Origin of the sequence: Nonomuraea sp. NBC_00507, assembly GCF_036013525.1 — a bacterium.
Classification (GTDB): domain Bacteria; phylum Actinomycetota; class Actinomycetes; order Streptosporangiales; family Streptosporangiaceae; genus Nonomuraea.
Genome location: NZ_CP107853.1, coordinates 1,379,533 through 1,403,679, shown reverse-complemented (window position 1 = coordinate 1,403,679; position 24,147 = coordinate 1,379,533). Strand labels below are relative to the sequence as shown.

The 24,147-nt window shown below is 66.6% G+C and carries 17 protein-coding genes and 1 pseudogene; 8 read left to right on the top strand and 10 right to left on the bottom strand.

Translation table 11 applies throughout. The features are described 5' to 3' along the window. Positions 1 to 583: 583 nt before the first annotated feature. Complete coding sequence (locus OHA25_RS07200) at positions 584 to 1,849, bottom strand: ArgE/DapE family deacylase (RefSeq protein WP_327586806.1); 1,266 nt, start codon at positions 1,847 to 1,849, stop codon at positions 584 to 586. A gap of 111 nt (positions 1,850 to 1,960) precedes the next feature. Beyond that, positions 1,961 to 2,749, bottom strand: coding sequence for an MBL fold metallo-hydrolase (locus OHA25_RS07195; protein ID WP_327586805.1), 789 nt, complete (start codon positions 2,747 to 2,749; stop codon positions 1,961 to 1,963). A 113-nt stretch (positions 2,750 to 2,862) separates the two neighbouring features. Between OHA25_RS07195 and OHA25_RS07190 the strand changes: the two genes are divergently transcribed. Beyond that, a complete protein-coding gene (locus OHA25_RS07190; protein WP_327586804.1) occupies positions 2,863 to 3,762 on the top strand; it encodes a LysR family transcriptional regulator in 900 nt (299 codons plus the stop codon). Positions 3,763 to 3,786: 24 nt separating this feature from the next. Here OHA25_RS07190 and OHA25_RS07185 read toward each other — a convergent pair whose 3' ends face one another. The 3 genes from OHA25_RS07185 to OHA25_RS07175 all read right to left on the bottom strand — a co-directional run bounded on the left by OHA25_RS07185 (position 3,787) and on the right by OHA25_RS07175 (position 7,551). Beyond that, a complete protein-coding gene (locus OHA25_RS07185; protein WP_327586803.1) occupies positions 3,787 to 3,945 on the bottom strand; it encodes a hypothetical protein in 159 nt (52 codons plus the stop codon). Positions 3,946 to 4,101: 156 nt separating this feature from the next. Then, positions 4,102 to 7,002, bottom strand: coding sequence for an AfsR/SARP family transcriptional regulator (locus OHA25_RS07180; protein ID WP_327586802.1), 2,901 nt, complete (start codon positions 7,000 to 7,002; stop codon positions 4,102 to 4,104). A 417-nt stretch (positions 7,003 to 7,419) separates the two neighbouring features. Continuing rightward, positions 7,420 to 7,551 carry a hypothetical protein gene (locus OHA25_RS07175; RefSeq protein ID WP_327586801.1) on the bottom strand — a complete coding sequence of 44 codons (132 nt, stop codon included), beginning with the start codon at positions 7,549 to 7,551 and terminating at the stop codon, positions 7,420 to 7,422. A 61-nt stretch (positions 7,552 to 7,612) separates the two neighbouring features. On the opposite strand from OHA25_RS07175, the gene OHA25_RS07170 reads away from it, so the two are divergent. Together OHA25_RS07170 and OHA25_RS07165 are read left to right on the top strand one after the other, a co-directional pair. Beyond that, positions 7,613 to 7,801 (top strand): hypothetical protein, encoded by a 189-nt coding sequence (locus OHA25_RS07170; RefSeq protein WP_327586800.1) that lies wholly within the window; start codon positions 7,613 to 7,615, stop codon positions 7,799 to 7,801. 128 nt (positions 7,802 to 7,929) lie between these two features. Then, positions 7,930 to 8,076, top strand: a complete 147-nt coding sequence (locus tag OHA25_RS07165; RefSeq protein WP_327586799.1) for a hypothetical protein — start codon at positions 7,930 to 7,932, stop codon at positions 8,074 to 8,076. 390 nt (positions 8,077 to 8,466) lie between these two features. On the opposite strand, the gene OHA25_RS07160 is transcribed toward OHA25_RS07165, so the two are convergent. From OHA25_RS07160 to OHA25_RS07150, 3 genes are all read right to left on the bottom strand, one after another. Continuing rightward, the gene (locus OHA25_RS07160; RefSeq protein ID WP_327586798.1) at positions 8,467 to 9,216 is read right to left on the bottom strand and encodes a DUF2637 domain-containing protein; all 750 of its coding nucleotides are present in this window, start codon (positions 9,214 to 9,216) and stop codon (positions 8,467 to 8,469) included. A 21-nt stretch (positions 9,217 to 9,237) separates the two neighbouring features. Beyond that, on the bottom strand, positions 9,238 to 10,587 hold the full coding sequence (locus OHA25_RS07155; protein ID WP_327586797.1) for a tyrosine-type recombinase/integrase: 1,350 nt from the start codon (positions 10,585 to 10,587) through the stop codon (positions 9,238 to 9,240). Positions 10,588 to 10,893: 306 nt separating this feature from the next. Continuing rightward, on the bottom strand, positions 10,894 to 11,364 hold the full coding sequence (locus OHA25_RS07150; RefSeq protein ID WP_327586796.1) for an ImmA/IrrE family metallo-endopeptidase: 471 nt from the start codon (positions 11,362 to 11,364) through the stop codon (positions 10,894 to 10,896). 293 nt (positions 11,365 to 11,657) lie between these two features. On the opposite strand from OHA25_RS07150, the pseudogene OHA25_RS07145 reads away from it, so the two are divergent. The 4 genes and pseudogenes from OHA25_RS07145 to OHA25_RS07130 form a co-directional block, all read left to right on the top strand. Next, positions 11,658 to 12,197: pseudogene (locus OHA25_RS07145) on the top strand (transposase family protein); the annotation flags it as partial. A 239-nt stretch (positions 12,198 to 12,436) separates the two neighbouring features. Then, complete coding sequence (locus OHA25_RS07140; RefSeq protein WP_327586795.1) at positions 12,437 to 12,784, top strand: M48 metallopeptidase family protein; 348 nt, start codon at positions 12,437 to 12,439, stop codon at positions 12,782 to 12,784. Between the two features lie 427 nt (positions 12,785 to 13,211). Beyond that, the gene (locus OHA25_RS07135; protein ID WP_327586794.1) at positions 13,212 to 16,067 is read left to right on the top strand and encodes a serine/threonine-protein kinase; all 2,856 of its coding nucleotides are present in this window, start codon (positions 13,212 to 13,214) and stop codon (positions 16,065 to 16,067) included. Between the two features lie 103 nt (positions 16,068 to 16,170). After that, entirely contained in the window at positions 16,171 to 18,744 is a 2,574-nt protein-coding gene (locus OHA25_RS07130; protein ID WP_327586793.1) for an ATP-binding protein, read from the top strand. Positions 18,745 to 19,294: 550 nt separating this feature from the next. On the opposite strand, the gene OHA25_RS07125 is transcribed toward OHA25_RS07130, so the two are convergent. Together OHA25_RS07125 and OHA25_RS07120 are read right to left on the bottom strand one after the other, a co-directional pair. Next, positions 19,295 to 20,047: a DUF2637 domain-containing protein gene (locus OHA25_RS07125; RefSeq protein ID WP_327586792.1), complete on the bottom strand. Its 753-nt coding sequence runs from the start codon at positions 20,045 to 20,047 to the stop codon at positions 19,295 to 19,297. A gap of 6 nt (positions 20,048 to 20,053) precedes the next feature. Then, positions 20,054 to 20,392, bottom strand: coding sequence for a hypothetical protein (locus OHA25_RS07120; RefSeq protein WP_327586791.1), 339 nt, complete (start codon positions 20,390 to 20,392; stop codon positions 20,054 to 20,056). On the opposite strand from OHA25_RS07120, the gene OHA25_RS07115 reads away from it, so the two are divergent. Then, a complete protein-coding gene (locus OHA25_RS07115) occupies positions 20,391 to 24,089 on the top strand; it encodes an nSTAND1 domain-containing NTPase (protein WP_327586790.1) in 3,699 nt (1,232 codons plus the stop codon). The genes OHA25_RS07120 and OHA25_RS07115 overlap by 2 nt on opposite strands. The last annotated feature ends 58 nt before the right edge of the window (positions 24,090 to 24,147 follow it).

The window sequence follows — 24,147 nt, the reverse complement described above, 5'->3', positions numbered from 1 at the left end:
CTGGCAGCCATCAGTATTCAGAAATCACCTTTCACAACTCTCTCTCACAGCTGTCGTGCCTCTTGCGACACGCTGCGCTTTCCCCGTGAGATCGCCACTTCAGGGGCTCTGCCAAGATTCCGTGGTGTGTGCGTGTGTCAATGGCCCTTAAGCTCGGTTCTGATCCACTTCCTGTGACCCGGCGACAGAGCGTGATCATGCTCATTCGGCGTGGGGATCTGAAGGCGCAGCAGATCGAAGCCGACGCGTCCATTGCCGTCCCTCTTGATCCTCATGATCCGGTTCGCGTTGCCTTCGACCCGGTTGGCATCGCCATGTCACCCTGGCTTCGGCTACCCACCTGTTCCTCACTGAGCTGCGGTTGACCAGCCCAAAAGCGGCTGGCGCGGCCTGAGCTTCTGCAAGATGCTGCACAAGCTCCAAGTGTTGTTAGCCACCTGGGCCAGCCGATGTGGCCGGTGCTGATGCTCTGCCAACTCCTTCGCACGGTGGTGGTCGACGCCGTCGCCGGCCTGTACGGGCTTCCTGGCCAGGGAATCACTAGAAGTTGCGCGGTGCTGCTGGAGGAATCGGTACAAGGATCTCAGTACGCACCACAGCGGCGTACGGCGAGCAGGGCGAGCACACGAACCACCTCCCTCAACTCCGGCAACCAGACCTGCTCCCGGGGCGCGTGCGCGAACCGTACGTCACCCGGTCCGTAGTGAAGCGAGGGAATCCCCGCAGCCGCGTAGAGTCGCAGGTCGCTCCCGTAAGACGCAGCTCCCTCCACCGGGATGACGCCGGTCGCGTCGGCGACGCAGCGTGAGATCTCGCCGAGCAGCGGATGCCCGTCGGGCAGGCGCCCACTCGCGAACTGCCCGCCTGGCCACGAAACGACAGGCGGGTACGCTCGGAGCCAGGGGTGATCGATCGTCATGACCGCCTCCTCCAGCGAGATCCGGGTGTCGGCGGGATCCTCGTCCAGTCGCACACCCATGCGTCCCTCGGCCACCAACAGATCCGGCACGCTGCTCGGCCAGTCGCCTGCGCGGACGGTACCGATCTCGATGGGGTACGGCAGTGGGTTGCCCTCGAAGAGCGCGGGAAGCCGCGTGTTCCGCTCTGCCTCCAATTTGCGGATCGCTTCGAACACCGGCCAGAACACCTCGATGGCGCTGACTCCCTCGTGCCGGGTGGCGCCGTGCGCGGCCATGCCCCCCACCTCAATGCGGAAGGTCAGCGCCCCGGCGTTGGCGCTGATCACCTTGCCGCCGGTCGGCTCGGTGATCACCGCTGCCTCTCCGGTGTGACCACGGGCCAGCGTGCCGAACGCCCCCAGGCCCCCGTCCTCCTCACTGACCACGCAGTGCATCGCGAGTGGGCGCGAGAGGCGTACGCCGGCCCTTCGCAGCGCTCGGACCACAGCGAGGTTGGCGATCAGCCCGGCCTTCATGTCGCAGGCCCCGCGGCCGTGCAGGACATTCCCAGTGATCCGTGGAGTGAACGGGTCGTGGCCCTCCCACTTGGCCAGGTCACCCGTCGGAACCACGTCGACGTGCCCCTGCAACACGAGAGCCGGTACGCCCTCCCCTTCGGTCACACCAACCACGCCGTACCCCTCAGTGCGCGGCGCCTCGATGCCGGGGAAGCCGTCCGCCTTCTTCAGCGCAGACAAGTCGAGTTTCCAGACGTCGACGTCGAGATCGGTCTCGGCGAGCAGGCGGGCGCACCAGTGCTGGAGATCCGACTCAGCGTCGGTCCCGGTGACGCTGGGAATCCGCACGGCCTCAGCCAGCAGGTGCACCATCTCCGCATCGTCGACGGCATCCAGGACCCGCGCTTCGACCGTGTTTGCGGGACGGATCATCTCTCAAGACTCCTTACCTTGCATCCGGCGGCCCAGCGGTCCCGGCGCCTGTGTACTTTGGTCCCCGATTGGATCCAGCACCGACGCCTCACACGCGCGCGAAAGGCTCCGTCATGTGCGAGGTGGCGAGCCAGGCGCCACTCGACCGTAGGCGTTCCAGGAGGGACAGGCGTGTGGCCCGGGCCGCCAGTGCGTCGTCGTCGTAGCGATACGCAAGTGCGGCTTGACCAGCTGCAACGCGTTGAGAACAGCATCGCCCGAGAACACGACCGCCTCATCGCCGTGCTCCAGCAGCACCGAGGTGTGGCCAGGGGTGTGCCCTGGTGTCGGCATCGTAATCACCTGCCGGTGCAGCCGTACACTCCCTTCGCACAGGTCGAGCTGGCCGGCCTCGGCGAGCGGTCTCAAGATCTCATCCCGTATGCGCGGGTTGAGCCTTTCCACCGCATCGTGGTCCGCCCTGGGGACCACATACCGCGCGTTGGGAAAACCCGGCTGGCCTCCGGATACGGACCAGCCGACGTGGTCGGAATGCAGGTGGGTGAGCACCACCGTGTCGACATCCGCGGTCGTCAGACCCAGCGCCACCAGGTTGTCCGGCAGCCGGCCCGGCGTCGGTGCCCAACTGTTCGCCGGCGCGTCCACGTCGCCGATCCCCGCGTCCACCAGGATGGTGCTGCCGTCGTCCAGTTGAATGAGAAAGGCGTGGAAGTGCAGCCGCCAGCTGCCGTCACGCTGAATAGCCTCCGGATCGAGCGCGGCCGCGCGGGAGACCTCGGCTGATGCGGCGTCGGGAAAGGCGGACAAGAGCGGCTCGAAGAAAGTGCCAACCCCATCGCACAACGCGTGCACGACGCTCGCGCCGCCGGTCTGGCGGACCCCGAGCACCAGAGGTATCACCGCCGCCTCCCTCCACGCATCCACAAACTGGCACGACCCATGACGGGGACTATGACGGGGAGCGTACGTTTAAGTCCAGCTACCTATGTTTAAAAGCCTTTTAAGATAAGCTCATGTTGGATGTGAAGCGGCTGATCCTTCTGCGGGACCTCGCCGAACACGGCACGGTTACCGCGGTTGCCGAGCTCAACCAGGTCACCCCGTCGGCGGTATCCCAGCAACTGCGGGCACTCGAAGCCGAGTCGGGAGCCGAACTTCTGATCAGGGAAGGCCGCACGGTTCGCCTCACCGCCGCGGGAGTCGCTCTGGCCGCCCAGTGCGAGCACGTACTGGCGGCCCTTGAGCGTGCGCACGGCGCGGTACGTGCGCTCGACGACCAGATCAGCGGGAACATCGTCATCGGGTGTTTCACCAGCGCGCTGCGAGGCGTCGCCACTTCGCTCGCCGCCACGATTCAGAGCCGGCATCCTCGTCTACGGCCCTGTATCCTCGAAGCGGAGCCCGAGGAAAGCCTCTCTCTCCTCAAACGGCGCGACCTCGATCTGGCGATCATTTATAGATACGAACAACTCGGCACCCCCTTGCCCGCAGGGGTTACGCTCTACCCCCTCTTCAATGACCCGCTCATGGTGGCCGTACCCAATGCCCTGCGCGGCGCAGTCGAACGCGGCGGCATCGCCGTACTCCGAGACCAGGCATGGGTGGCGACTCCTGGGCCGAGCGCATGTCGTGAGATCCTCTTTCACACATGCCGGAGCACCGGTTTCACACCTGCGGTCGAGCACAGCTATCGCGATCTCCACGCGGCATTGTCACTGATCTCGATCGGGCTCGGAGTCATGATCCTGCCGAGCCTGCTCTGCGTGGATCCCCCACCTGGGACGGCGCTCCTGCCCCTGCCCGGAAGGGGTCGCGTGATCGAAGCCGCCGTCCGGTCCGGCACGGACGCCCATCCCCTGGTAGCCGCCGCTCTTTCCGCCCTCCAGCCCACCGCGCCGGGAGTGCCAGCTTAGCGGCTGATCTTGGTGTTGAAATGGTCAGAGGTTGGCTGGGGTCAGGCCTCCTTCGAAGGAGACTGAAAGGCGTTCCAGGGCGCTTTCCAGCGCATGGTCCATCTTATCGACCGACGGGTGAATCCAGGATTGGGCCGTCGTCGACACATCTTTGCGGCCCATGCCGGTGGAGTCCAGGCTCATCAAGGCCCTGTACACACTCCAGGGCCGCCGTCTCGTTCGGAAAGTGTCCCGACCATGCAGGCGCGGCAGACGCAAGTCCGACGCGTAGCATTCCGGCCACCGCGACCATGGGCATCGACGGCACCGAAATGGCCGGCACCCGCCGTGATCGTTTCGTCATGACCGCGGGAGTTCCGCGATCGCGTCCGAATCCCCAGGTGCGGCCGGACTCGATTCCTCGAACCGTTTCTGGACGCGGGCGGCGTCCTCCGCGCGGCTCTGGGTCTGGTACATCGCGATCGCCCGCTGCCACGCCGCTCGGGCCTCGCCGTGGCTGCCGAGGGTGGCATACGTGTCTCCGAGCCGCTCCAGCGTGTTGGCAGCGAAGTAGTGGCTGCCGATTTCGGTGAGGAGCTCCAGTGCATCGCGGTAGCACTGAACCGCCTGGGTATGGTTGCCCCTGAGGTGGTGGACGTATCCCAGAGTGTCAAGCACGTTCGCCTCGCTGGGACGGTCCCTTGTGCGGCGGGCCAACAGCAGCGCGGCCTCGACGGTCTCACGGGCCACGTCGTAGCGACCGAGTTTCGCGGCGTACCACGACATGTCGTTGAGTGCATGGCCCTCCCAGACCGGCTCGTCGAGGGCACGGTAGATCTGTTGTGCTCGGGTGACGTGATCGAGCGCCAACTCGTAATTCTCCTGGCGCATCCAGGCCACCGCGATCGCGCGGTGGGTGCGAGCCTCGTCGAGGCGGTTGCCGGTCTTGCCGGTCAGCGCCAGCGCATGGTGCAGGTGGTCGATCGCCTGGGCGTGCAGGCCCAGCTTGGCGGACACGTTCCCGAGGAGTCTCCCCATGCTGGTTTCGGCCTCCGGGTCCCCCTGGTGAATGGCTGCGGCCAGGCCGGTCCGCAGGACTGCGAGCTGGTCGTGGAGATGTCCACGCCTCTCCTGGTAGGTGTTCAAACACCAGGCAATTCCCCACACGGAGCCGTGCATACCGTGTTCCGCGGCTGCGTGCTGGGCGGCGAGCAGGCAGAGGTAATCGGTCTCGAACCACGACAACGCCGCCGCGACGTCGTGGAGCGGAGCGATATAAGTGCCAGGCGCGGGTGGGTCGAGCCCGATGACTGGGCCGTTCGGATCGATCAGCTTGTCGGCCGCCCTTGCCATGTGCAGGTAGAAGCCGACTACTCGTCGCAACGCCGTGGTGTCCGCCGGCGCGTTCAAGGCGGCGTAGCGGCGGATCAGATCGTGCATCCGGTACCGGCCGTGCCCATCCTGGCTGAGCAGTGATGCGTGTTCAAGATAGCGTAGGGCTGTCCGGACTCTTCCGAGTTCCAGCCCAGTGAGGCTGGCGGCGGCGTGCTGGCTGATGTCAGGGCCGGGCGCGATCGACAGCAAGGTCAGCACCTTCACCTGCTCGGCGCTGAGCGCCCGCAGCGACCATGACAGGACGGCCGGCAAGCTGGCCGAGGGGTCGCTGTCGTCGAGCGCGTCGAGTCCTTCATCGTGCAATTCGGCGACCAGCCCCATCAATGAACGGTGCGATTGGGTTGCCGCTCGAGCGCTGATGATGCTCAACGCGAGTGGAAAACCCTTGCACAGCGCGATCAATTCTTCCGTGGCCTCGCTCTCGGCGGCCACCCGCTCGGCGCCAATCCTGCGGGTCAGCAGCGTGCGTGCCTCGTCGTCGGAGAGTATGTCGAGTGCGAGATGGCGGGCGCCGTACCGGGTCGTCACGCCGGAGAGCCACCTACGGCTCGTCATCACGACCGCGCACGTCCCACTTCCTGGCAGTAGTGGCTCGACCTGGGCGGCGTCCACGGCGTTGTCCAGCACCATCAGCATCTGCTTGTTCGCCACCAGACTACGAAACAGCGACGCCTGGGCGTGCGGCTGATCCGGCACCCGGTCGCGAGCGACACCGAGCGCGTCGAGGAATCCCCGCACCGCGACCTCCGGGTCCATCGGTGCCCCCTCCGGGCTGAACCCGCGCAGATCCACGAACAGCTGTCCGTCCGGGAACCGGTCAATGTTCCGGTGTGCCCAGTGCAGCGCCAGCCAGGTCTTGCCCATGCCGCCGCTGCCGGCGATGGCCGAGATCACCACAGGGCCGCTCTCGGCACTGATGTCGTCCAGTAGTGCCAGTTCGTCCCGACGCCCGACAAACAGCGCGGGTGGAGCGGGCAACTGCCGGGGAACCACCCGCGCGTTTGCCACAGAAACAGTGAGCGCCGGGTCCGCCGCAAGCATGCCCTGGCGCAGTTCCCCCGAGTCCACCCCTGGGCTGGTTCCCGGTTCGGGTGCGGCTAGGTCAGGGTCGTCGTTCAGGATGGCGTGCTGCAACGCCCGCAGCTCTTTGCCCGGATCCACGCCAAGCTCCTCGCGCAGGAGCGTCACCATGTTGTGGTAGGTCTTGAGGGCTTCGGCCTGCCGGCCGGACCGGTACAGCGCCAGCATCAGCTGGGCCCGCAATCCTTCGCGCAGGGGGTGCGTGTCCGCCGCCACCAGCAGATCTCCGATGATCTCACCGTGGCGGCCAAGCATCAGATTGACGTCGAACCAGCGCTCCAGCGTGCGCTCCCGCTCCTCAGCCAGCCGCGGGACGTCGTCGCGGTGCACCACCTCCGAAGGCACGTTGGCTAGAACTGGGTCCTGCCACAGCTTCAGCGCCCGCCCGAGCAGGTCCGCCTCCCCGGGAAGATCGCTTTCTCTGGCTGCCCGTTCGGCATCCTGGACGAGCCGACGAAACCGGCTCAGATCCAAACAGTCGTGTTCGACGTCGATGACGTAGCCATGCTCATGCGTACGAACCAGCTGGGGCCCCTGTCCCTGGTCGCCCATCACCCGGCGTAACCGCGTCACGTGTGTGTACAGCGCGCCACGCGCGTCGGCGGGAGCGTCGTGATGCCAGACGCGATCCGTCAGCTGGTCGTAGGAGATCTCTTGTCCGGCGTGGAGGAGAAGGGTAGCCAAAACCACCCGTTGTTTCCCCGCGGTAATCGCAATGGGCCCGTCGGTGTCGACCACCCGCAGCGGCCCCAGAACACTGAACCGCAGACCCCTGCCAATGTCCACGACATCAGGTTTATCGCACGTCCTCTGCCCTCGCCACCAAAATGGCCGCGACCACATCGAAACCCGATCCTCGAACTGGCCTCGATGATTCACGGGTTTCGGTGGCTTCGCCGAGCTTGTCACTTCAAGTGACACCCCGCTTCCGGCCGCACTTTAGCGACGGGGGCTGACGAGCATGAAAGCACCAGCCTACCGACTGATCAGTGGGATCCGGTGGACTCTGACCTGGCGCGTTTCGCCGCTGATTCCGGTCTGGCCTGATCGGCCCTGGACGGCGATGGCTTGACTGGCCTGTGCCGGGATGTGCGCGCTGTCGCTGGCCCCTTGGGGATGTATGTACGCCCGCCGATGGTGGCGGGCGTGTCGGTGAAGCCGAACGACCCGGCCCACCGGTGGTCCCGCGGCGACTCGTCGGTGTTACTTCCAGGAGGCGCTGGCGATGATCTTCTCCAGGCCGGGGATGCTCCAGCCGTCGGCGATGAGGATCTTGGACTGGGGCAGGTACCACTCGCGCTGGGTGAACTTCTTGTAGCGCTTCTGGGTCTTCATGTCGAAGCACTCGCCGGCCCATACCCGGTACTGGGCCTTGCGGCTGCCGACCTTACGGTAGGTGTTCCGCAGGGGCTTGGAGGCGGGGAAGCGCTCGCCGTACTTGGTGCTGCCCGGCGTGAAGCGGCACAGCGCGACGCCGATCGACGACGCCGAGGACGCGTTCGCCGTGCGTGACCGCAGTAACCTCGACGCCGGCACCCTGCGCCTGCCCGGCACCGCGCTTCGCAAGCGCGGCGTGGCCCTCTAGGACAGCTCTCCAAGGACCTCCCGGAAGGGCGCAGGCGCGACCCCTGAACCCCTCGGGAACCGTGACAGGCGCGGCGGTGAACCCCCAATCCCACGCGGCTCGCCGCCGCGCCCCAAAGGTGATCCGACATGCGCCACTGGCAGCCCTACATCCCCAGCGGCCCGCTGTTGTGGGTGATCGAAACCTCCTGCTACGAGGAGTTCGTCCTGTGCGCCGAAGACGGCGAGTACTTCGTCCGCCGCCGAGCTGCTGACGGCAGCTACGACGTAAGGTAGCGCCTCATGTCAGTGCGATTGGACTTCTGGGTGCTGGGGAGTAGCACGGCCAGCACTCGTGCAGGAGTCCCTGTACCGCAGGTGATTGGTCCCACGCGTCGAACAGGACGATGCCGGGCCGGACCATTTCCGGCGAGTAGGGGGCGAACCGGCGGAACGCCCTGTCACCGTTTGGACCGTGACCCCGCTGGAGCCGGTGGCCTCGATGGAGCACGTCGAGCGGCTGCGCAAGGACGGCGTGCCGTTTCGCTCCGATGCCGTCCTGCCCCGTCGCTCCCGAGCAGAGCGTCAACTTGCTGCCGGTCGGGCCGTGCAACTCCGGCGGACGCACCAGCCGCGAACGCCTGTGCTGATCAGGCCGAGGCGGGTAGCCGTGGGTGCGGTTGAGGTTCAGGATGGTTCGGCGGCGTACGCTCCCTTCGTCCCGTGCTCCTTGACCAGGCGTGCCCATCGGGTGCTGCGCTGGAACCGTCGGGCGAGGTCGGCCGAGTGTGGGAGAGAGCCATCGGCCTGGCAGTGCGTCAGAGCCCACTGCCAGGCTTCTTGCTGGAGTGCTCGGCCTCTGCGGGTCTGCTTTCGCGGAATCGACGTGACCGAGCCTTCGTCATCCACAGGCTGTGGAGGACCGCCATGCTCGGACACGTCTCCGACTGAGCGAGAGGCGGCTTGGCGTATCTGCCTAAAGATCATCTCCAGGCCGCCGATCAGGGCGATGGCTGGCCACGCGGCGACAACGCGACCGATCGCTGATGGATGGGCGACGGCGATGTTGGCGGCCACGCTCGCGAGGCTGCCAAGGATGAGGAGCAGCCACGGCAGTAACCCTCCACGCTTGCCGCGTCGGGAGTCGGCGAGCAGGGAAAGAGAAGCGGCGAGGATCATGCCGTCTACGGACAGGGGCAGGAGAGAGGCTGACCAGGTGGTCTCGCCGTGCTGTACGGCCAGCATGTGGAGATGGCGGTAGCTGACCGCGGCGGCGATGACCGCGAGCAGGACCACGGTGATGGTGGTGAGCCAGCGGACCGTCCGATCTGATCGCTGACGATGGGTTACGCAGGTGCACCGCGTACTGTTCTTCATGGAGCCTTGGCCCTCCTTATCAGGGTCCAGGTTCAAGGGCTTGTCCGGGTGTTCCAGCACGCGGACAAGCCCGTTCTGGCGTCAGGACGCCTTCCTCCTGCGGTTTCGGATCTTGGTGAAGGCGTCGAGTGCGGTCTCATCCGCGTCGTCCAGGGTGTGCAGGTACTTCTCCGTGGTGGCGATGGAGGCGTGACCGAGGCGCTCCTTCACGACCTGAAGATCGGCGCCCCCGGACAGCAGCCACGAGGCATGTGCGTGACGGAGATCGTGAATGCGTACGTGCACCTTGAGATCTGCGGCGGCTAGGGCAGGCTTCCAAATCTGGTTGCGGAACGCCTCGGCAGGGATGTGACCGTCCGTGTCACGCACACGACGGGGCTTGCGAGGGCTGTCCTTCCCCTGCGCGGCGCGGCGCTCTGCCCGGTAGGCGGCGAGCGCGGCGCGGCAGTGGTCGCAGCGGCACTTGCCGATGTTGTAGCCCATGAGAGTGCCGTGCCGGTAGCGCCTGCCCTTGGTGTTAGGCTCCGTCAGTCCCAGCTCGCTGGGCTCGGGAAGCACGCGACGCTTCGCTCGCGGGGCATCGACGTTCCACGTGAAGAGGAGATCTTCCTGATCGAGCCCCTTGGCGCCAATGTGGGCGTTCAGTTTGGCCATGAGCTGCGCGGTTAGTTTAAAGCGCCTGAATTCCCCGTCCTTGGGATACTCCTTGACGAGGAAGCGTGCGCCTTCCGGATGGTGCTCCGGCGTCAGTTCGACGACGGCACGAGAGATGGTGAGGATCCGGGAATCGCGGTTGAGATCCTTCACCCGCAGTTCTGTGAGCTCTCCCCAGCGCAGCCCGGTCTCGATGTCGGTCTCCGCGAGGAGTTGTGCGTCGCTGTCGGGCAAGGCGTCGTACAGCTTGTCGAACTGCTCGGGAGAGATGATCGTCCGCGGCTTTGCAGGCACTGGAGGTGACTTCACACCTTTGCACGGGTGGAGGAAGGTGACCTGGTCGTTCAGCGCGGTGGTGAAGATGGCACTGAGAATGATCTTTGCCTTCTGGATCGTCGGGGGCTTGACGCCGGCCTTCTTCATCTTGGCGATCCACGCGCGCACGTGCTCGGGCATGATGTCGATCATTCGCATCGACCCGAACTCCGGGATTAGGTGCTTCCTGATTGCGTAGGTGTAGCTCTCACGGGTCGTTGCTTCCATCTCATGATTGGGCAGCCAGACATTCTCGACATAGGTCCGGAAGGTCTGCCGTCCACGCTTCGCGTCCCAGTGGCGGCCCTTGGCGACTTCTGCTTCGGCCTTCTGCCATGCCTTGTCGGCTTCCTTCTTATTGGAGAAGGTCCCGGCCGAGATAATGTTGCCTTTGAGATCTTGGTAACAGGCCGTGTAGCGAGGCTTGCCATTGCGGCCCATTCGCTTGAAGGAATAGCCCACTCCTCTCCTCCCATGATCGTTTGTTAGTAGCTTGTTAGCAGACTTGGCGGCATCGACTGACATCTCATGAAACTCGATGTCATCGAATCATCGCATCTACCTGCTAGTTTAAGGACGAGTCCCGTGTATCGCCACAATGATTGAACGCTTTGGAATCGCTGATAAGGAAGAGGTCCCAGGTTCAAGTCCTGGTAGCCCCACAGAGTGTGCCCAGCTCAGAGGTCGTTTCCCGGAGATCAGGGGACAGGCTTTTGATCGTTTGCCATCAATTTGCCACCAAGATCGCCTGTCACCAGGTGACAGAGATCAAACCACAACGACAGCAGGCGAACCTTCGAACGAGACCGTCCGATGTCGAGTTGAACGTTGAGACGCGCCTCTCTCGGCCTTGGGCCTCGTGCGAAGATATTCGTCAACCTGCGATGCAGCCCCTGTACTGTCGCTTGACGCCAGTGGCGTTGGCGCGGTATCGACCAGGTCTTCCGAAGCGCCGAGCCAGCGTGCGGTCATGGCAAGATCAATCTGCCGACGCGCGGTCCATTGGAGCGAGATGCGTGGCACGAGGAGGGCCTCTCCAAGAAGGGCGGCCTCGGCTTCTTGCACTTCGTCGAAGCCGCGCAGCATGGATCCGTAGATCGTCTGGTTAGCGCCTGGCCTGTGTTTCAGGATGAGGTACGCCAACTCGTGGATGATGTTGCTGTTCTGACGACCAGCGCTGTGCTGTGGGTTGTTGATGATGACCAAACCGTTCGGCGTGCGAACGGTGATCGCCGACACCGGTGTCATTGTCGACACTGTCAACGCTGACGCGCTGGGTGGTCGGGCTCGGCTTACCGTCGTGGCTCCCGGAATCGCGTGTCTCTTCTGTACGGAGGACATCGACCTGCTCATGGTAAGCGCCCAAGAGATGGAGGCGGCAGAACGGACACAACGTGCTGCGAAGGCTACGTCCCCGGACTTGATCAGCCAGCACCGGCCATGGTCGCGTTTACCACCTTTGCTGCCGCACTCGCCGTGACGGAGTTCCTCGAACGACTCATCGGCTGGGGCGAAGATGTACGTCGAAGACGACGGTGACGCTGCTGTCGGCACGCTCGCCCAAACTCCGCCAGGCACTGCGCAAGGCCAAGCGAGACGGGCTGCACTACCTGGTGCTGGACGGCACGCTGATCCGCACCGACAGGATCAAGGCCGACCGGCCCTACTTCGGCAAGCATCGCGTGCACGGGATGAACGTCCAGGTCATCGCTACACCGGACGGAACCATCCTGTGGACCTCCGGAGCGCTACCCGGCAAGACCCATGATCTGAGTGCCGCCCGAATCTGGGGCGTCCTGCGCGCCCCGGAGCAGGCCGGGATCATCACCCTCGCTGGCAAGGCCTATCAAGGGGCACGTCACCCCGTACAGGGCAAGGACAAGCCCGAGTCCCAGAAGCGGGCCAATCGCTCCCACGCCCGCCTTCGCGGGCCCGGCGAACGCGCGAACGCCCAACTGAAGAGCTGGAAGATCCTCCACAAGCTATGCTACAGCCCCTCCAAGGCCGGCCGCCTCTGTAAGGCCATCGCCGTCCTTCAAAACCACCGCATCGCCCAAGCCGCGCGAGGATGAAATGTGTTCAGTGTGCTGTGTGCCGGGGGCGACGTCCACGACGACCACGCCTGTGGTCTGCTCGTTGGTTGAGGCCGTCGACCGTAGCCACGGGCGATCGGCTCAGGTCGTTCACATGGAACTTTGCCTCACCCCAAGCTGGCAAACCGCCCTACTTTGGGCGCATCCTCTCGACGCGGTGTTGCCAATCTCCCACGACCGTCTTGATTGCGAGGCAGCCCACCCTTCCGGTGGGGACCTTGGACAATCGTGGGTCTTCCGATCTGAGGGCACCGAAGGTCAAGAACGTCCAGGACGAAGATCAACAATCGGCGACGCGTGAAGCGAGCTACAGCGATCTCAAGATCATGTCCCTGGGATATCGCTGGGGCTCCTGCTCCATAGGCGGGCGCCTGAATATCCATTGGGCGACGATGCAACTGCCTCCCGACCTGATCGACTACGTCCTCGTCCACGAACTGGCTCACCTTCACGTCCGGAACCATGCTGAGCCGTTCTGGAAGCGGGTCCGGCTCGCGATGCCCGACTACACGGCTCGACGCAACCGGCTCAAACAGTTGGGCCCTGACCTGTGGCTCCCAGAATGAGGACCTCAGCAGTTGCCCCGGGCCCGGGTGAGAGAATTTGAAACTTGGCAGTGATGCCCGTGGCCAGGGCCGGAGGCTTTGAGCGCACGGGCAATCGGTGGCGTCTTCGTGCGCAGGTTCCGAAACCCCCGGCGGACACGGACCGTGGTGAGTTTGGCCGCCTTCAAGGGCTTCTCCCGGAGACGGCGTAGATTGTGGACCAGGCCGCCTTCGTCACCTGTGGGTTTGGCGTCGATAGCGGCTTGCTGGCCCGCATTGATCGCTTCACTGATCTTGGCCCGGGCGACCCCTACCAGACGGCCGATTTCGGCCTGAGTCGACCACCGTCGCTAGCCTTGTCCAGGTCAGCTCCAGAGCGTTCTCGACAGTGACACAATGGCGCGGTCGGCAATAGGGCTTGGCTGTGCAGGCAACGGGATGGACGGGCGTGGAACCGGTCTTCGATATTGATGTCCTCCCGCTGATCGCAGCCTATCGGGAGATATGCCTCGAGGAGGCCTCATCTGGACGCGCTCAACGTCTCGGCCTCCTCATCGTGGATCTTCTTAACGCGTCCGGCATGGAAGCGGCGCTTCGGGGCGAGGACTTGCCCGTCATCGTCTTCCGCCACAACGAGCGGCCGTTCCTGATGGCTCTGTCGTGGTCCGGTGAGCCGGTCGGTGCAGCAGATGTGGTCGAAGTGGTGCGTACTCTACATGCCGACTCCGGCGACGCGACGGTGATCTTGTTGTCGATGCCTGGCTTCGAGCCACAGACCCCCGGCTCGACGCTCCACGCTGTCTCCCCCCGGACACTGCTGTGGGACCGCATGCACCTAGAGTCCGCTCTGTGCGGGCTGGCAGCAGTGACGGATCTTCTCGCAGTTGGAGAGCGTATCGCCTTCTTCGAAGCCGCGCCGTACGTCACGCTGACAAGGCTGCTGGCCGACGCAGATGACGTGCCCCTTCCCCGAATGTTTACTCCGGATCGGCGGCCAACACCATGGCCAGTGCTCGACGAATCGCACGCCGGTATGCCGGCGCAGGTGACACTGGTCGGCGAGGACGGATGGCATCAGCCGTCCGGAATCGCCGCACTGGACCTCGAACGGTTGGTCGTCGTCACCGGTGGCGGACTGATCGAGTTGAACAACCAGAACGGTGCGACCTCGTGGATCATGCAACTGTCTGGCTGCGCGGCCGAACCTATGGTGCTACCGGACGGGTCCGTTCTCGCGGTGTGCAACAACGCCGTCGTGCGGGTGAACAACGGCCAACTCGAGCCTGTTGCGGGTGGCTTTTCCGGCGATGTGCGCCTGCTGGCCGGCCCGGACCGGGAGCCATGGGTTCTCAGCGGGGCCGGCCCAACGTACGGCACTGATCAGGCAACGCTGTCGCTAACGCGAATCGGTGAACGGGTGGGCGACCAGCATCGCTTCGACGTTCACTTTGACGCCGACGTGGACGCCGCAGGCTGGCTGGAGCGGCGCCGGTTCTTCCTCGCCGCGGCGGGGCACAGCGCGGTTGTCGACCTCAACCGGCGCTCGCGCGTCATGGAAGAGGACTGGATTGTCTCGCCCCACGGCTACCGCGCCTATCTGCAGGTCCTCGACCCTCATCGCGTGGCGATTGCTGCAGGCAACGCCACTGGGGTGGGCGTGACCCTGTGGCGCACCGACGTCGTCACCGGGGTGAGCGAACAGTTGGGCGATCTGGTCCTCAACGCGGTCTGTGGTCTGTGTGTGGCAGCCGACGGCACCGGCTACCTGTTGGGCGATGTGTACGGCGCGCGGCGCGGCCCCCGCGATCCCTGGCCGGTGCTGATCCGTCTTCCCGGACTACGCCCTCCCGGGCATGAACGGTCGGGAGCCCAGGCGGGTGACGCTGCCGGCGCGCAGGGTGTCGAGACAGCGCTGCAGCCTGCCGGTTCGACCTCGGTTGTGGAGCGGCCCGATCCGGCTGCGGATCCGTACAACGCGGTGCGACTGGCGGCGCGCGGCGATCGCGGGCAGTACGCCCTGGAGCCGCGGCCGATCGATACTGGCGGACAGGCTGAGGTCTTCCGAGCCAGGCACAAGCCCTCGGGCGCGCTTGTCGCCTTCAAACGGCTGCGCTCCCCGAACCCCAATGCGGTGGCCAGGATGAGGCGAGAAATTGAAGTCGCGCGTGCCCTGGGTGACAACCCGCACATCATGCCCGTTCTGGACTACAGCGACCGGTATGAATGGTTCGTCATGCCGCTGGCGCAGCACACCGCCGCAACTCACCGGTCGGACTTGGCCCAACCGCCGGCGCTACGCGACCTCGTTACCGCGATCTGTGAGGCGCTCCGTCCGGCGCATGCCCACGGTTGGATCCACCGGGATCTGAAGCCCGCGAATCTGCTCAACTGGGACGGCGTCTGGACCGTGGGCGACTGGGGCTTAACGCGCCGCCCTCACGGGCAGACCACCAATCCCGACCGCACGCGGGTGGGAGCCATGCTGGGGACCGAGGGCTTTGCGGCGCCTGAGCTGTCCATCGACGCCCACCAGGCCGGCCCCGAGGCCGACATCTACAGCATCGGGCAGATCATCGGATGGGTCCTGCGGGGGGACTGGCCGCAAGCCAATACCCCACTGCTGCCGACGGACGGCCCGTGGCGCCACGTGGTCTGGAAGGCCACCCAATTCGACTCGGCACGCCGGCCCGCCACCGTCGACGACCTCCTCGACGTCATCCGCCACGAACTGGACTACGACCAACCTGACACCGGCGACCCCACCGCACGACTGCTTGCCGCCGCCAACGACGGTGACAGCGCGGCCGCCGAAGAACTGTTCGGTGTGGCCATGCGCAACCCAGCCGACCTCACCCTGTATACCGACGTCCTGGCTCGGCTCGACCGAGACGCCGTGTACGCGGCAGTGGCCGCGGACCGCTCGCAGGCGATAGAGGTCGTCCGTGCGATGAACAACCACCTGCGCCACGCGAGCCAGCTGACCTTCGACGACGCCGCCCACGTCATTATCTGGCTGCACTGGATCGAGGTCTGGGCAGCCCACGCCTCCGACCTGGACGTGCTGCAGGTCGGAGCCGACGCGGTCCTTGCCTGGGACGCCTATTGGGACCAATGGACACCGCAGCCGACGATCAAAGCCTGGATGATCACACTCAGAGGCGATGCAGCTGCAGTCGTTGCTGGTGCGCTCAGAGACCACCCTGACGCTGTTCAGCACTTCGCGGAACTCGGCGATAACAGCCGCGTCGACGAGCGTATCCGGCGCGCTGTCCGGCCACCGCGAGCCTCTATGTCCGATCCCTGAAAGCCCGGCGATAGCAGGGGAGGTAGGGGATGCGCTGTGACGGCAGGTGATGCCTCCATCACTTCAGATGCCGTGCGACGAACGCGAACGGCACTGTTAAAGCATGTCTGTGTCGACGTCGAAGCCATCGGACGCTCCTCTCCGACGCCGGAGTCGGGCGACGCTCATCGCCTCCATCGTGCTACTGGCAGGGCTCCTGACGGTAGGCCTGGTCGGGCTGCTGACCGATCCGTTGCATCTACCTCTGCCTCTGCTGTCAGTGCTGGATCAGCGGGCCAGTGTGATCAGCATGTTCATCGGTGCGGCAGGGCTAACGGTCTCGGTGGTCGCACTGTTCCGTCGTCCCGCAGATGAAGGACAGGCGCTCCCGCACGGCGGGGAGCACCTCCATGGGCTTCACGGCGAGGTGGACGTCGGCGCCATGCCCACTGCGGCGCACACCTTGCCTCCCGATGTCGCCTCGTTCACCGGGCGCCACGTCGAGATAGATCAGGTGCTCAAGTCATTGCCGAACGGCACACGTCCCGGCGTGGTGGGGATTAGTGCGATCGATGGGATGGCCGGGGTGGGCAAGACCGCTTTCGCCGTGCACGCCGCCCACCGGCTCGCTCCACGGTTCCCTGACGGGCAGTTATTCGTGCGCCTTCATGGCCATACTCCCGGCCAACTCCCGGTGGACCCTGCTGACGTCCTGTCCACGTTGCTGTTATGGGTCGGCGTCGCACCGCAGCACATCCCTGCAGACACGGAGGCCCGCGCGGGGTTGTGGCGGGATCGAATGTCAGGCAAGAAGGCGCTCGTGGTGCTGGACGATGCCAGCGGCAGTGAGCAGGTCCAGCCGTTGTTGCCCGGCGCCTCCGGGACGTTGGTTCTGGTCACCAGCCGTCGGCGGCTCACCGCCTTGTCGGGTGCGAAGGCCATCACCCTGGACGTGCTGCCACCCCGGGAAGCCGCGCAGTTACTCGTCCTGGTGGCCGACCGTCCCGGCCTGTTCCTCGGCGATCCTGAGGTCGCTCAGGTTGTCGCATTGTGTGGATTCCTGCCTCTAGCCATCAGCTTGGCGGGCGGGCAGCTCAAGCATCATCCGGCGTGGACCGTCGCCAACCTGGTGGCCGACCTCGCTTCGGCGGCGGATCGCCCGAGTTCTCTGCAGGCCGAGAATGTCTCGGTCACCGCCGCCTTCGACGTGTCGTACCGAAATCTGCAGGAAGACCAGCGGCGTTTGTTTCGCCGACTCGGTCTCCACCCCGGACCGGACATCGATGTCTACGCCGCGGCCGCCCTGGGCGACATTGATCTGGCCACGGCCCGCCGGCAACTGGACGATCTGTTCGCCTACCACCTAGTCAACGAGCCGGTTCGGGGCCGCTATCGCTTTCACGATCTGATCCGTTGGAACGCCCGTGCTCGCGCCCTGGCGGAGGAGGGCGAGGAGGTGCGGAACGCGGCCGGGAAACGGCTGCTGGACTACTACCTTCACGCCGCCCGCGACGCGGATCGTCATACGACGCAAGGAGTTCCCGCCGGCGTGCCGGAAGTGAGCGCCGTTCGGCCAGCGTGGCTGCCGGACCTGTCGACCTGGGAGCGAGCCGTCACCTGGATGGAAACCGAACGGCTCAATCTCCATGCCGTCGTCGACCACGCCGTGTCGCACCGCTGGTTTGAACACGCGGTTGCCATTCCCGCCGCGATGCTCGGCTTCCTCCGCGTCCACGGCCACTGGCACCAGGCCCTGCACCTTCATCGGGTCGCCCTGGAGACAGCACGCAACGTCAGCGATCCCCTCGCCGAGGCCAACGTGCTCAACGACCTGGGTGTCCTTCAGAGCTGGGCCGGTGACCATCGAGAGGCCACCGAGACCTTGTCTCGGGCGAGGGACCTGTACCGGGCCTCCGGCAACCTGCTCGGCGAGGCCAACGCGCTCACATACCTCGGCTCCCTTCAAGGCCGCGCAGACGATCTCGTGATGGCGATGGCCAGTCTTACCCGGGCCCTTGAGCTGCATCGGGCCACCGGCAACCGGATCGGGCAGGCCAACACGCTCAACAACCTGGGCATCGTCCAGCACCTGACCGGGGATCACCGGGCCGGGATCGCCGGCCTCGTGCACGCTCGCGAGCTGCACCGTGCTATCGGCAACCGGCTTCGGGAAGCCAGCGCCGCACACAATCTCGGCTGCGTGCAGCAGGCGACCGGGGAGCACTTGCCAGGGATCGCCAATCTCGTATGGGCCCTTGAGGTCTACCAGGTCCTTGGCGATCCCCTCGGGCAGGCCCACGCGCTTAATGACCTGGGAGCCGCCCAGCAGGCCATCGGAGATCTGCTCGCGGCCGCCACCAGCCTCACACGTGCGCTCGAACTGTATCGAGCCCTTGGCAACCGGGCGGGCGAGGCCGAGGCGCTCACTACTCTCGGCGTCGTATGCCGATTGACTGGAGACCCTCAAGCCGCCACGGACGCCCTCTTCAAGGCCTTGGAACTGTACCGAAGCCTGGGCAATCGCTCCGGTGAAGCAGCGGTCCACAACGATCTACTCGCACTGTCGCTCGCCTGCTCCACATCGTCGGGAGCGGGAGCGCTCCAGCCTCCACAAGATTACGACCAATCGCCAGCCGCAGCCCTCTCGCGCAGGCAAAGAGCCCTCGCGGTCCGGCGGTTCTCGTATCGAGGCTGGTGACCCTACGCTTGTACGTCGCCGTATCCGAATGCCACTACTTGCCCCGTCCACGCGATCGCGCAGGATGCACCGCGCCAGCGCGGAGCAAGCTCCTCGCGGTATGGCTGCGGGCCAGGTCAGCGCACGACGATACCGTCGATTACAGCCGATCCTGCCCGCGCTGGGTGCCAGCAGCGGCGCTACACGCGTTCGCGAACGCCACGCCTTCGTGGGCGAGCGCTTAGCGCACGCGGCGTCGAACGGGGCCGTCGTCATCATGACCTCGCCGACGCACCTCGAACATGACCGGTTCGGTCAGTATGACCGGGAGGCCGACGATCGTCCCGATTGCGTGGCTGACGTCTCCGCTGCCGGTTACGCTCGGTCAGGGCCTGGGCCAGTTGGGCGGTCGCTGCGGCGACTGCTCGATCTGCGGGTCTAGCCGCTCGTCCAGCGGCGCTGCGGCGGGCGGCCGCGTCATCGCGCTCCCGGGCACCGAATACGCGGCTGCTGGCGCGATCGCCGAGTGATCTTCTATGCTCTGCTCGCCGTCCTGTCGCTGGGCTGCTTCCTACCGACCTCCCTGACAGGCAGCTTGTAGGGTCGACCCGCGATCGGCACGTAACATCAGCCGCTGGCAGAACTCAGCCCAGTTCGCCTCCGAGACCCGCGCGCTTGATCCAACGTCCCCAACGAGGACTTCGCGAGAACCGCTCAGCAATGACCTTTCCAGACGGCAGGCTCCATCGGGACATCGATTCTCTTGAGCCCACTGCCAGACGACGCGGTGAAAAGCCGCGATATCGGTGTCTCGACGTCGAGTGTCTTTCGGAGGCAGACCGACATCGCCAACGTTGTCCGATCCGGGTTCGGGCACCTCAGGCGCTTCAATAGGTGGCCTGGCTTCGCGTCCCTCGCTGGAGTTGGAGTTTGCTGAGAGCCGGCGAACCTGGGACATCAACAGCTCGTAGCTGCCGATCAGAGCAGCGCTCGGCCAAGGGGCGATGATCCTACCGATCAGGCTGGGCTCGGCGACCCCGATGTTGGCACCGAGGCTGGCAAGGCTGCCGACCACAAGAAGGGTCCAGGCCAGCATGCCGCCGCGGGAGCCGTACCGATTGGCCAGGAGGATGGACATCGAGGCGACGACGATCGTGCCGTCGACGGCGAGCGGGATCAGCACCGCCGCCAAAGGGTCCTCTCCATGGCGCAGACAGAGCTCGTGCATGTGACGGAACGACACAACGGCCGCCACCAGAGCGACCAGCAGCACACCCGCCAGAGTCGTGTACCGGATCCACCGATCTACCGAAGGGCACGTCATAGCCGATCACCCCTGCCCCAGCAGGAACCGCGTGGTCAGCGTGAAGCCGTGTGCAATTGGTTCGACTCCCCCTCGGACACAGATAAAGCCCTGCATCAGCGGGGCTTTCGTCATGTCGGGGTTGTAACGCGGCGTCCTCGGCACCAGCCGGCCACGCAGCTCGTCACGGCGGCCGATGAGGATCCGGATCATCGCCGTCGGCGCCCGGACAATGTGGACGGATACGACTCCGTGTACTTTCGCTGGATATTTCGTATTAAGTGTGTCCGCCGCTGGACGAATTACCGCAGGGTATGGTTGGGTCTCGCGCGTCGGCGAGATCGGGATCACAGCGGAGGCGGTCATGGGCAGGCCGGAACGGCCGCTCGACCCGGAGGCGGGGCCGGTACAAGCCCTCGCCTGGCACCTGCGTCAGCTGCGCGACAGGACAGGGCGCATGAGCTACCGGCAGCTCGCCCAGCTGGCCCACTACTCGGCGAGCACGCTGTCGGACGCCGCCAAGGGCGACCGGCTGCCGTCCCTGGAGGTGACCCTCGCCTACGCGCGGGCGCTCGGCGGGGACGAGGCCGAGTGGCGGGCCCGCTGGCAGGCGGCGGCCGAGAGCGAGGACCACCCGGGCTGGCCGCCGGAGACGCCGTGCCCCTACCAAGGGCTGATGGCCTTCGAGCCGGAGCACGGCGAGTGGTTCTTCGGCCGGGACCAGCCGGCCGCGCGCCTGCGTGAGCTGACCGGGCGGCTGCCGGTGGTCGGCGTCTTCGGCGGCTCAGGGAGCGGCAAGTCGTCGTTGCTGCGGGCGGGCCTGCTGGGCGCGCTGGTTGGGGATGCCCGGTGGCGGACCATGCTCACCACCCCTACCGCGCACCCGCTGGACGCGTTGTCCGGCCAAGTCGCGAAGTTGTCCGGAAAGGATGTCCAGCAGCTCAGGGAGGACCCAGCCGCGCTGGACATCGCCGTGCGCGGCGCGCTGGCGGGAGCCCCGGAGGACACTCGGGCGCTGCTGGTGGTGGACCAGTTCGAGGAGGCGTTCACGCTCTGCCCTGACGAGCAGGAGCGCCGCCGGTTCGTGGACGCTCTGCTCGACCTGGCCATCGGGCCGGGACGGCGGACCACCGTGGTGATCGGCGTGCGGGCCGACTTCATCGGGCACCTGGATCCGCGCCTGATCGCGGCGCTGGGCGGGGAGGCGCAGCTGCTCGTCGGGCCGCCCGCCGCCACCGAGCTGCGCGAGATCGTGCTGCGCCCGGCCGCCAGGGCCGGTCTCACCGTCGACCCCGACCTGCTGGCCACCGTGCTGGCCGACACCGCCACCGAGCCGGGCGCGCTGCCCCTGCTCTCGCACGCGCTTCAGGAGACCTGGCGCCATCGGGTGGGGGACCGGCTGTCGCTCGCCGCGTACCAGAAGATCGGCGGGGTGCGCGGGGCGATCGCGCAGACCGCCGAGCGGGTGTACGCGGAGATGGACGGGCCGGGGCAGCAGTTCGTGCGGCGGATCTTCGTGCGGCTGACCGCGCTGGGGGAGGGCACCGAGGACACCCGCCGCCCGGTCGCCCTGGCCGAGCTGGAGGGCGTGGGCGACCAGGACGTGCTCGACCGGCTGGCCGCCGCGCGGCTGGTGGTGGTCGGCGAGGAGTCGGCGGAGGTGGCACACGAGGCGCTGATCCGGGCCTGGCCCCGGCTGCACCGCTGGCTCACCGACGACCGGGCCAACCTGCTCACCCACCGCAGGCTCACCGACGCCGCGCACCGGTGGCAGGACCTGCGCCGCGACTCCGGCGCGCTCTACCGGGGCGCGCAGCTGGCCGTGGCCAGGGCCTGGGCGGAGGAGAACCCCGCCGAACTGAACCCGCTCGAATCGGCCTTCCTGCAAGCCAGCCGAAGTCTGGAACGGCGCAGGGCGCGGCTGCTGACCAGGGTGGCAGGGGTGATGGCCGTGCTGCTGGTGGCCGCGCTGGCGGCGGGCGGGACGGCATTCCAGCAGGGGCGCGAGGCCGGGCGCCAGCAGCGCATCGCCGTCTCGCACCAGGTCTCGCTGAAGGCCCTCGAGCTGCTGGACACCGATGCCGACCTGGCCGGGCTGCTGGCCGTCGTCGCGTACCGGCTGAATCCGGACGCCGAGACCAGCGGCGGCGTGATCAGCGCGGCCGCGGCCGCCCGGCGGCGGATCGAGCTGAACGTCGGGGGCCCGGGCGTCTACGACGTGGCGCTGGACCCGAGCGGCACGCTGCTGGCCGCGGCCGGAGCCGACGGTGTGGTGACCCTCTGGGACCCCGCCCGGCGCGCCCGCGTCCGGACCTTCACCGAGCACCTCCAGCCGGGTAAGGCCATCCTCGCCCGTCGCGTCGCCTACAGCGGCGACGGCGGCCTGCTCGCCTCGTTCGGCCGCGAGCAGGGCCCGGCGCAGACGGGCCTGGTGGTGGTACGGGAGCCGAGCACCGGCCGTGAGGTGTTCCGGTTGTCCAGGGACCAGATGACCAACGCGATGGCGATCAGCCCCGATGGCGTCCGGCTGGCCTTCGGCACCCGCGACGGCAGGATCGAGATGTGGAACCTGAGGGACGGCACCCATCAGGTGCTCACCGGACACCGGGACCCGGTCGGCGGGCTCGCGTTCAGCCAGGACGGCAGGTTGCTGGTGTCCACCTCCGGCGGGGAGCAAAGGCCGATCGTCTGGGACGTCGCCACCGGGGACAAGCGGGGGACGATCCCGGCGACGTCCGTGCACCGGGTGGTGTTCGGGAACGGCCACCTGCTGGTCACCGCCTCCGACCGCCTCGGCGTGCACCTGTGGGACCTGGACCGGAACGTGGAGGTCGTGGAGGTCAACGCGCTGCCCAAGCTCTCGCCGTGGGCGTGGGACATCTCCGCGCCGGGGGGCGACCGGATCGCGCTGGCCGACGAGAACGGCTCGATCACGATCTGGGACCACGCGAAGAACGAGCTGCTCGCGACCTACCAGGACAGGACCAGGGCCGAGACGCTCTCGCTGAGCCTGAGCAGGGACGGGCGGCGGCTCGTCTCGGCCGGACTCGGCGGCGTGATCGTGGTACGCGAGCCGGCTCTGCCGCCGTTCAGCGGCCACAGCGCCGCCGTCAACGCGGTCGAGACCAGCCCGGACGGCACGCTCATCGCCTCGGCGGGCAGTGACAAGACCATCAGGCTCTGGGACAACGCGGGCAATCAGCTCGACCGGCTGGACGGCCATCCCGACCATGTGGAAGCCATCGCCTTCAGCCAGGACGGGCGCAGGCTCGCCGCCGTGACCCGCGACCACCACGTGGTGCTCTGGGACCTGACCACCCGTAAGAAGCTCGTCACCCTGACCTACGACGGGATGGGCGCCTCCACCGACGTCGCCTACCATCCGGACGGCGGAAGCCTGGTGGCCGCCGCCCTGGGCTGGCACCGGTTCACGATCGACCCCGCCGGGACGGGCGCGGAGTCGCCGTTCCTCCCCTTGGTCGCCACCGGGGTGGCGTACGCGCCGGACGGGCGCATGGTGGTGGCGACGAGCGGCTCCGGATACCTGACCGGGTGGGACCTGACCGGGTCGGAACTGGCCACCGAGACGCCCCGCTACCGGATCAAGACCGGCCAGATCTCGATCCTGGACGTGGCCTACAGCCCGGACGGGAAGGTGATCGCGACCGGAGGCGCCGACCGCACGGTGAAGTTGTGGGACGCGACGACCGGCACGGCCCTTGACACGCTGCCCGGACATGCGGGGACGGTCGAGGTGGTGGCGTTCAGCCGGGACGGGCGGTGGCTGGCGTCGGCCGGGTCCGACCGCACGATCATCGTCAGGGATCTCCGGACCCGGGAGCCGGTGGCGGTGCTGAGCGGACACGGGGCGCCGGTGCAGGGGCTGACGTTCACCGCCGACGGCGACCTGGTGTCCGGGGGGAACGACAGCCGGATCATCCGGTGGGCGCTCGATCCAGAGCGGGCCGCGGCGCGGATCTGCCGTGAGGTCGGGCGCGGGCTCAGCCCGGCCGAGTGGGCGGACTACCTGGGCTCCATGGCGTACCAGGCGATCTGCGATTGACCGAGTTGATTGTCTGATCTCAGCGCTCTGCCGGACAACTCGCTCACCTCGGAGACTT

What these genes read in the sequence shown, in the direction of transcription:
- OHA25_RS07200 (WP_327586806.1), bottom strand. Translation starts at nt 1,849, where the DNA reads ATGATCCGTCCCGCAAACACGGTCGAAGCGCGGGTCCTGGATGCCGTC.
- OHA25_RS07190 (WP_327586804.1), top strand. Translation starts at nt 2,863, where the DNA reads ATGTTGGATGTGAAGCGGCTGATCCTTCTGCGGGACCTCGCCGAACAC.
- OHA25_RS07185 (WP_327586803.1), bottom strand. Translation starts at nt 3,945, where the DNA reads ATGAGCCTGGACTCCACCGGCATGGGCCGCAAAGATGTGTCGACGACG.
- OHA25_RS07175 (WP_327586801.1), bottom strand. Translation starts at nt 7,551, where the DNA reads ATGAAGACCCAGAAGCGCTACAAGAAGTTCACCCAGCGCGAGTGGTAC.
- OHA25_RS07165 (WP_327586799.1), top strand. Translation starts at nt 7,930, where the DNA reads ATGCGCCACTGGCAGCCCTACATCCCCAGCGGCCCGCTGTTGTGGGTG.
- OHA25_RS07130 (WP_327586793.1), top strand. Translation starts at nt 16,171, where the DNA reads ATGTCTGTGTCGACGTCGAAGCCATCGGACGCTCCTCTCCGACGCCGG.
- OHA25_RS07125 (WP_327586792.1), bottom strand. Translation starts at nt 20,047, where the DNA reads ATGACGTGCCCTTCGGTAGATCGGTGGATCCGGTACACGACTCTGGCG.
- OHA25_RS07115 (WP_327586790.1), top strand. Translation starts at nt 20,391, where the DNA reads ATGGGCAGGCCGGAACGGCCGCTCGACCCGGAGGCGGGGCCGGTACAA.
- OHA25_RS07120 (WP_327586791.1), bottom strand. Translation starts at nt 20,392, where the DNA reads ATGACCGCCTCCGCTGTGATCCCGATCTCGCCGACGCGCGAGACCCAA.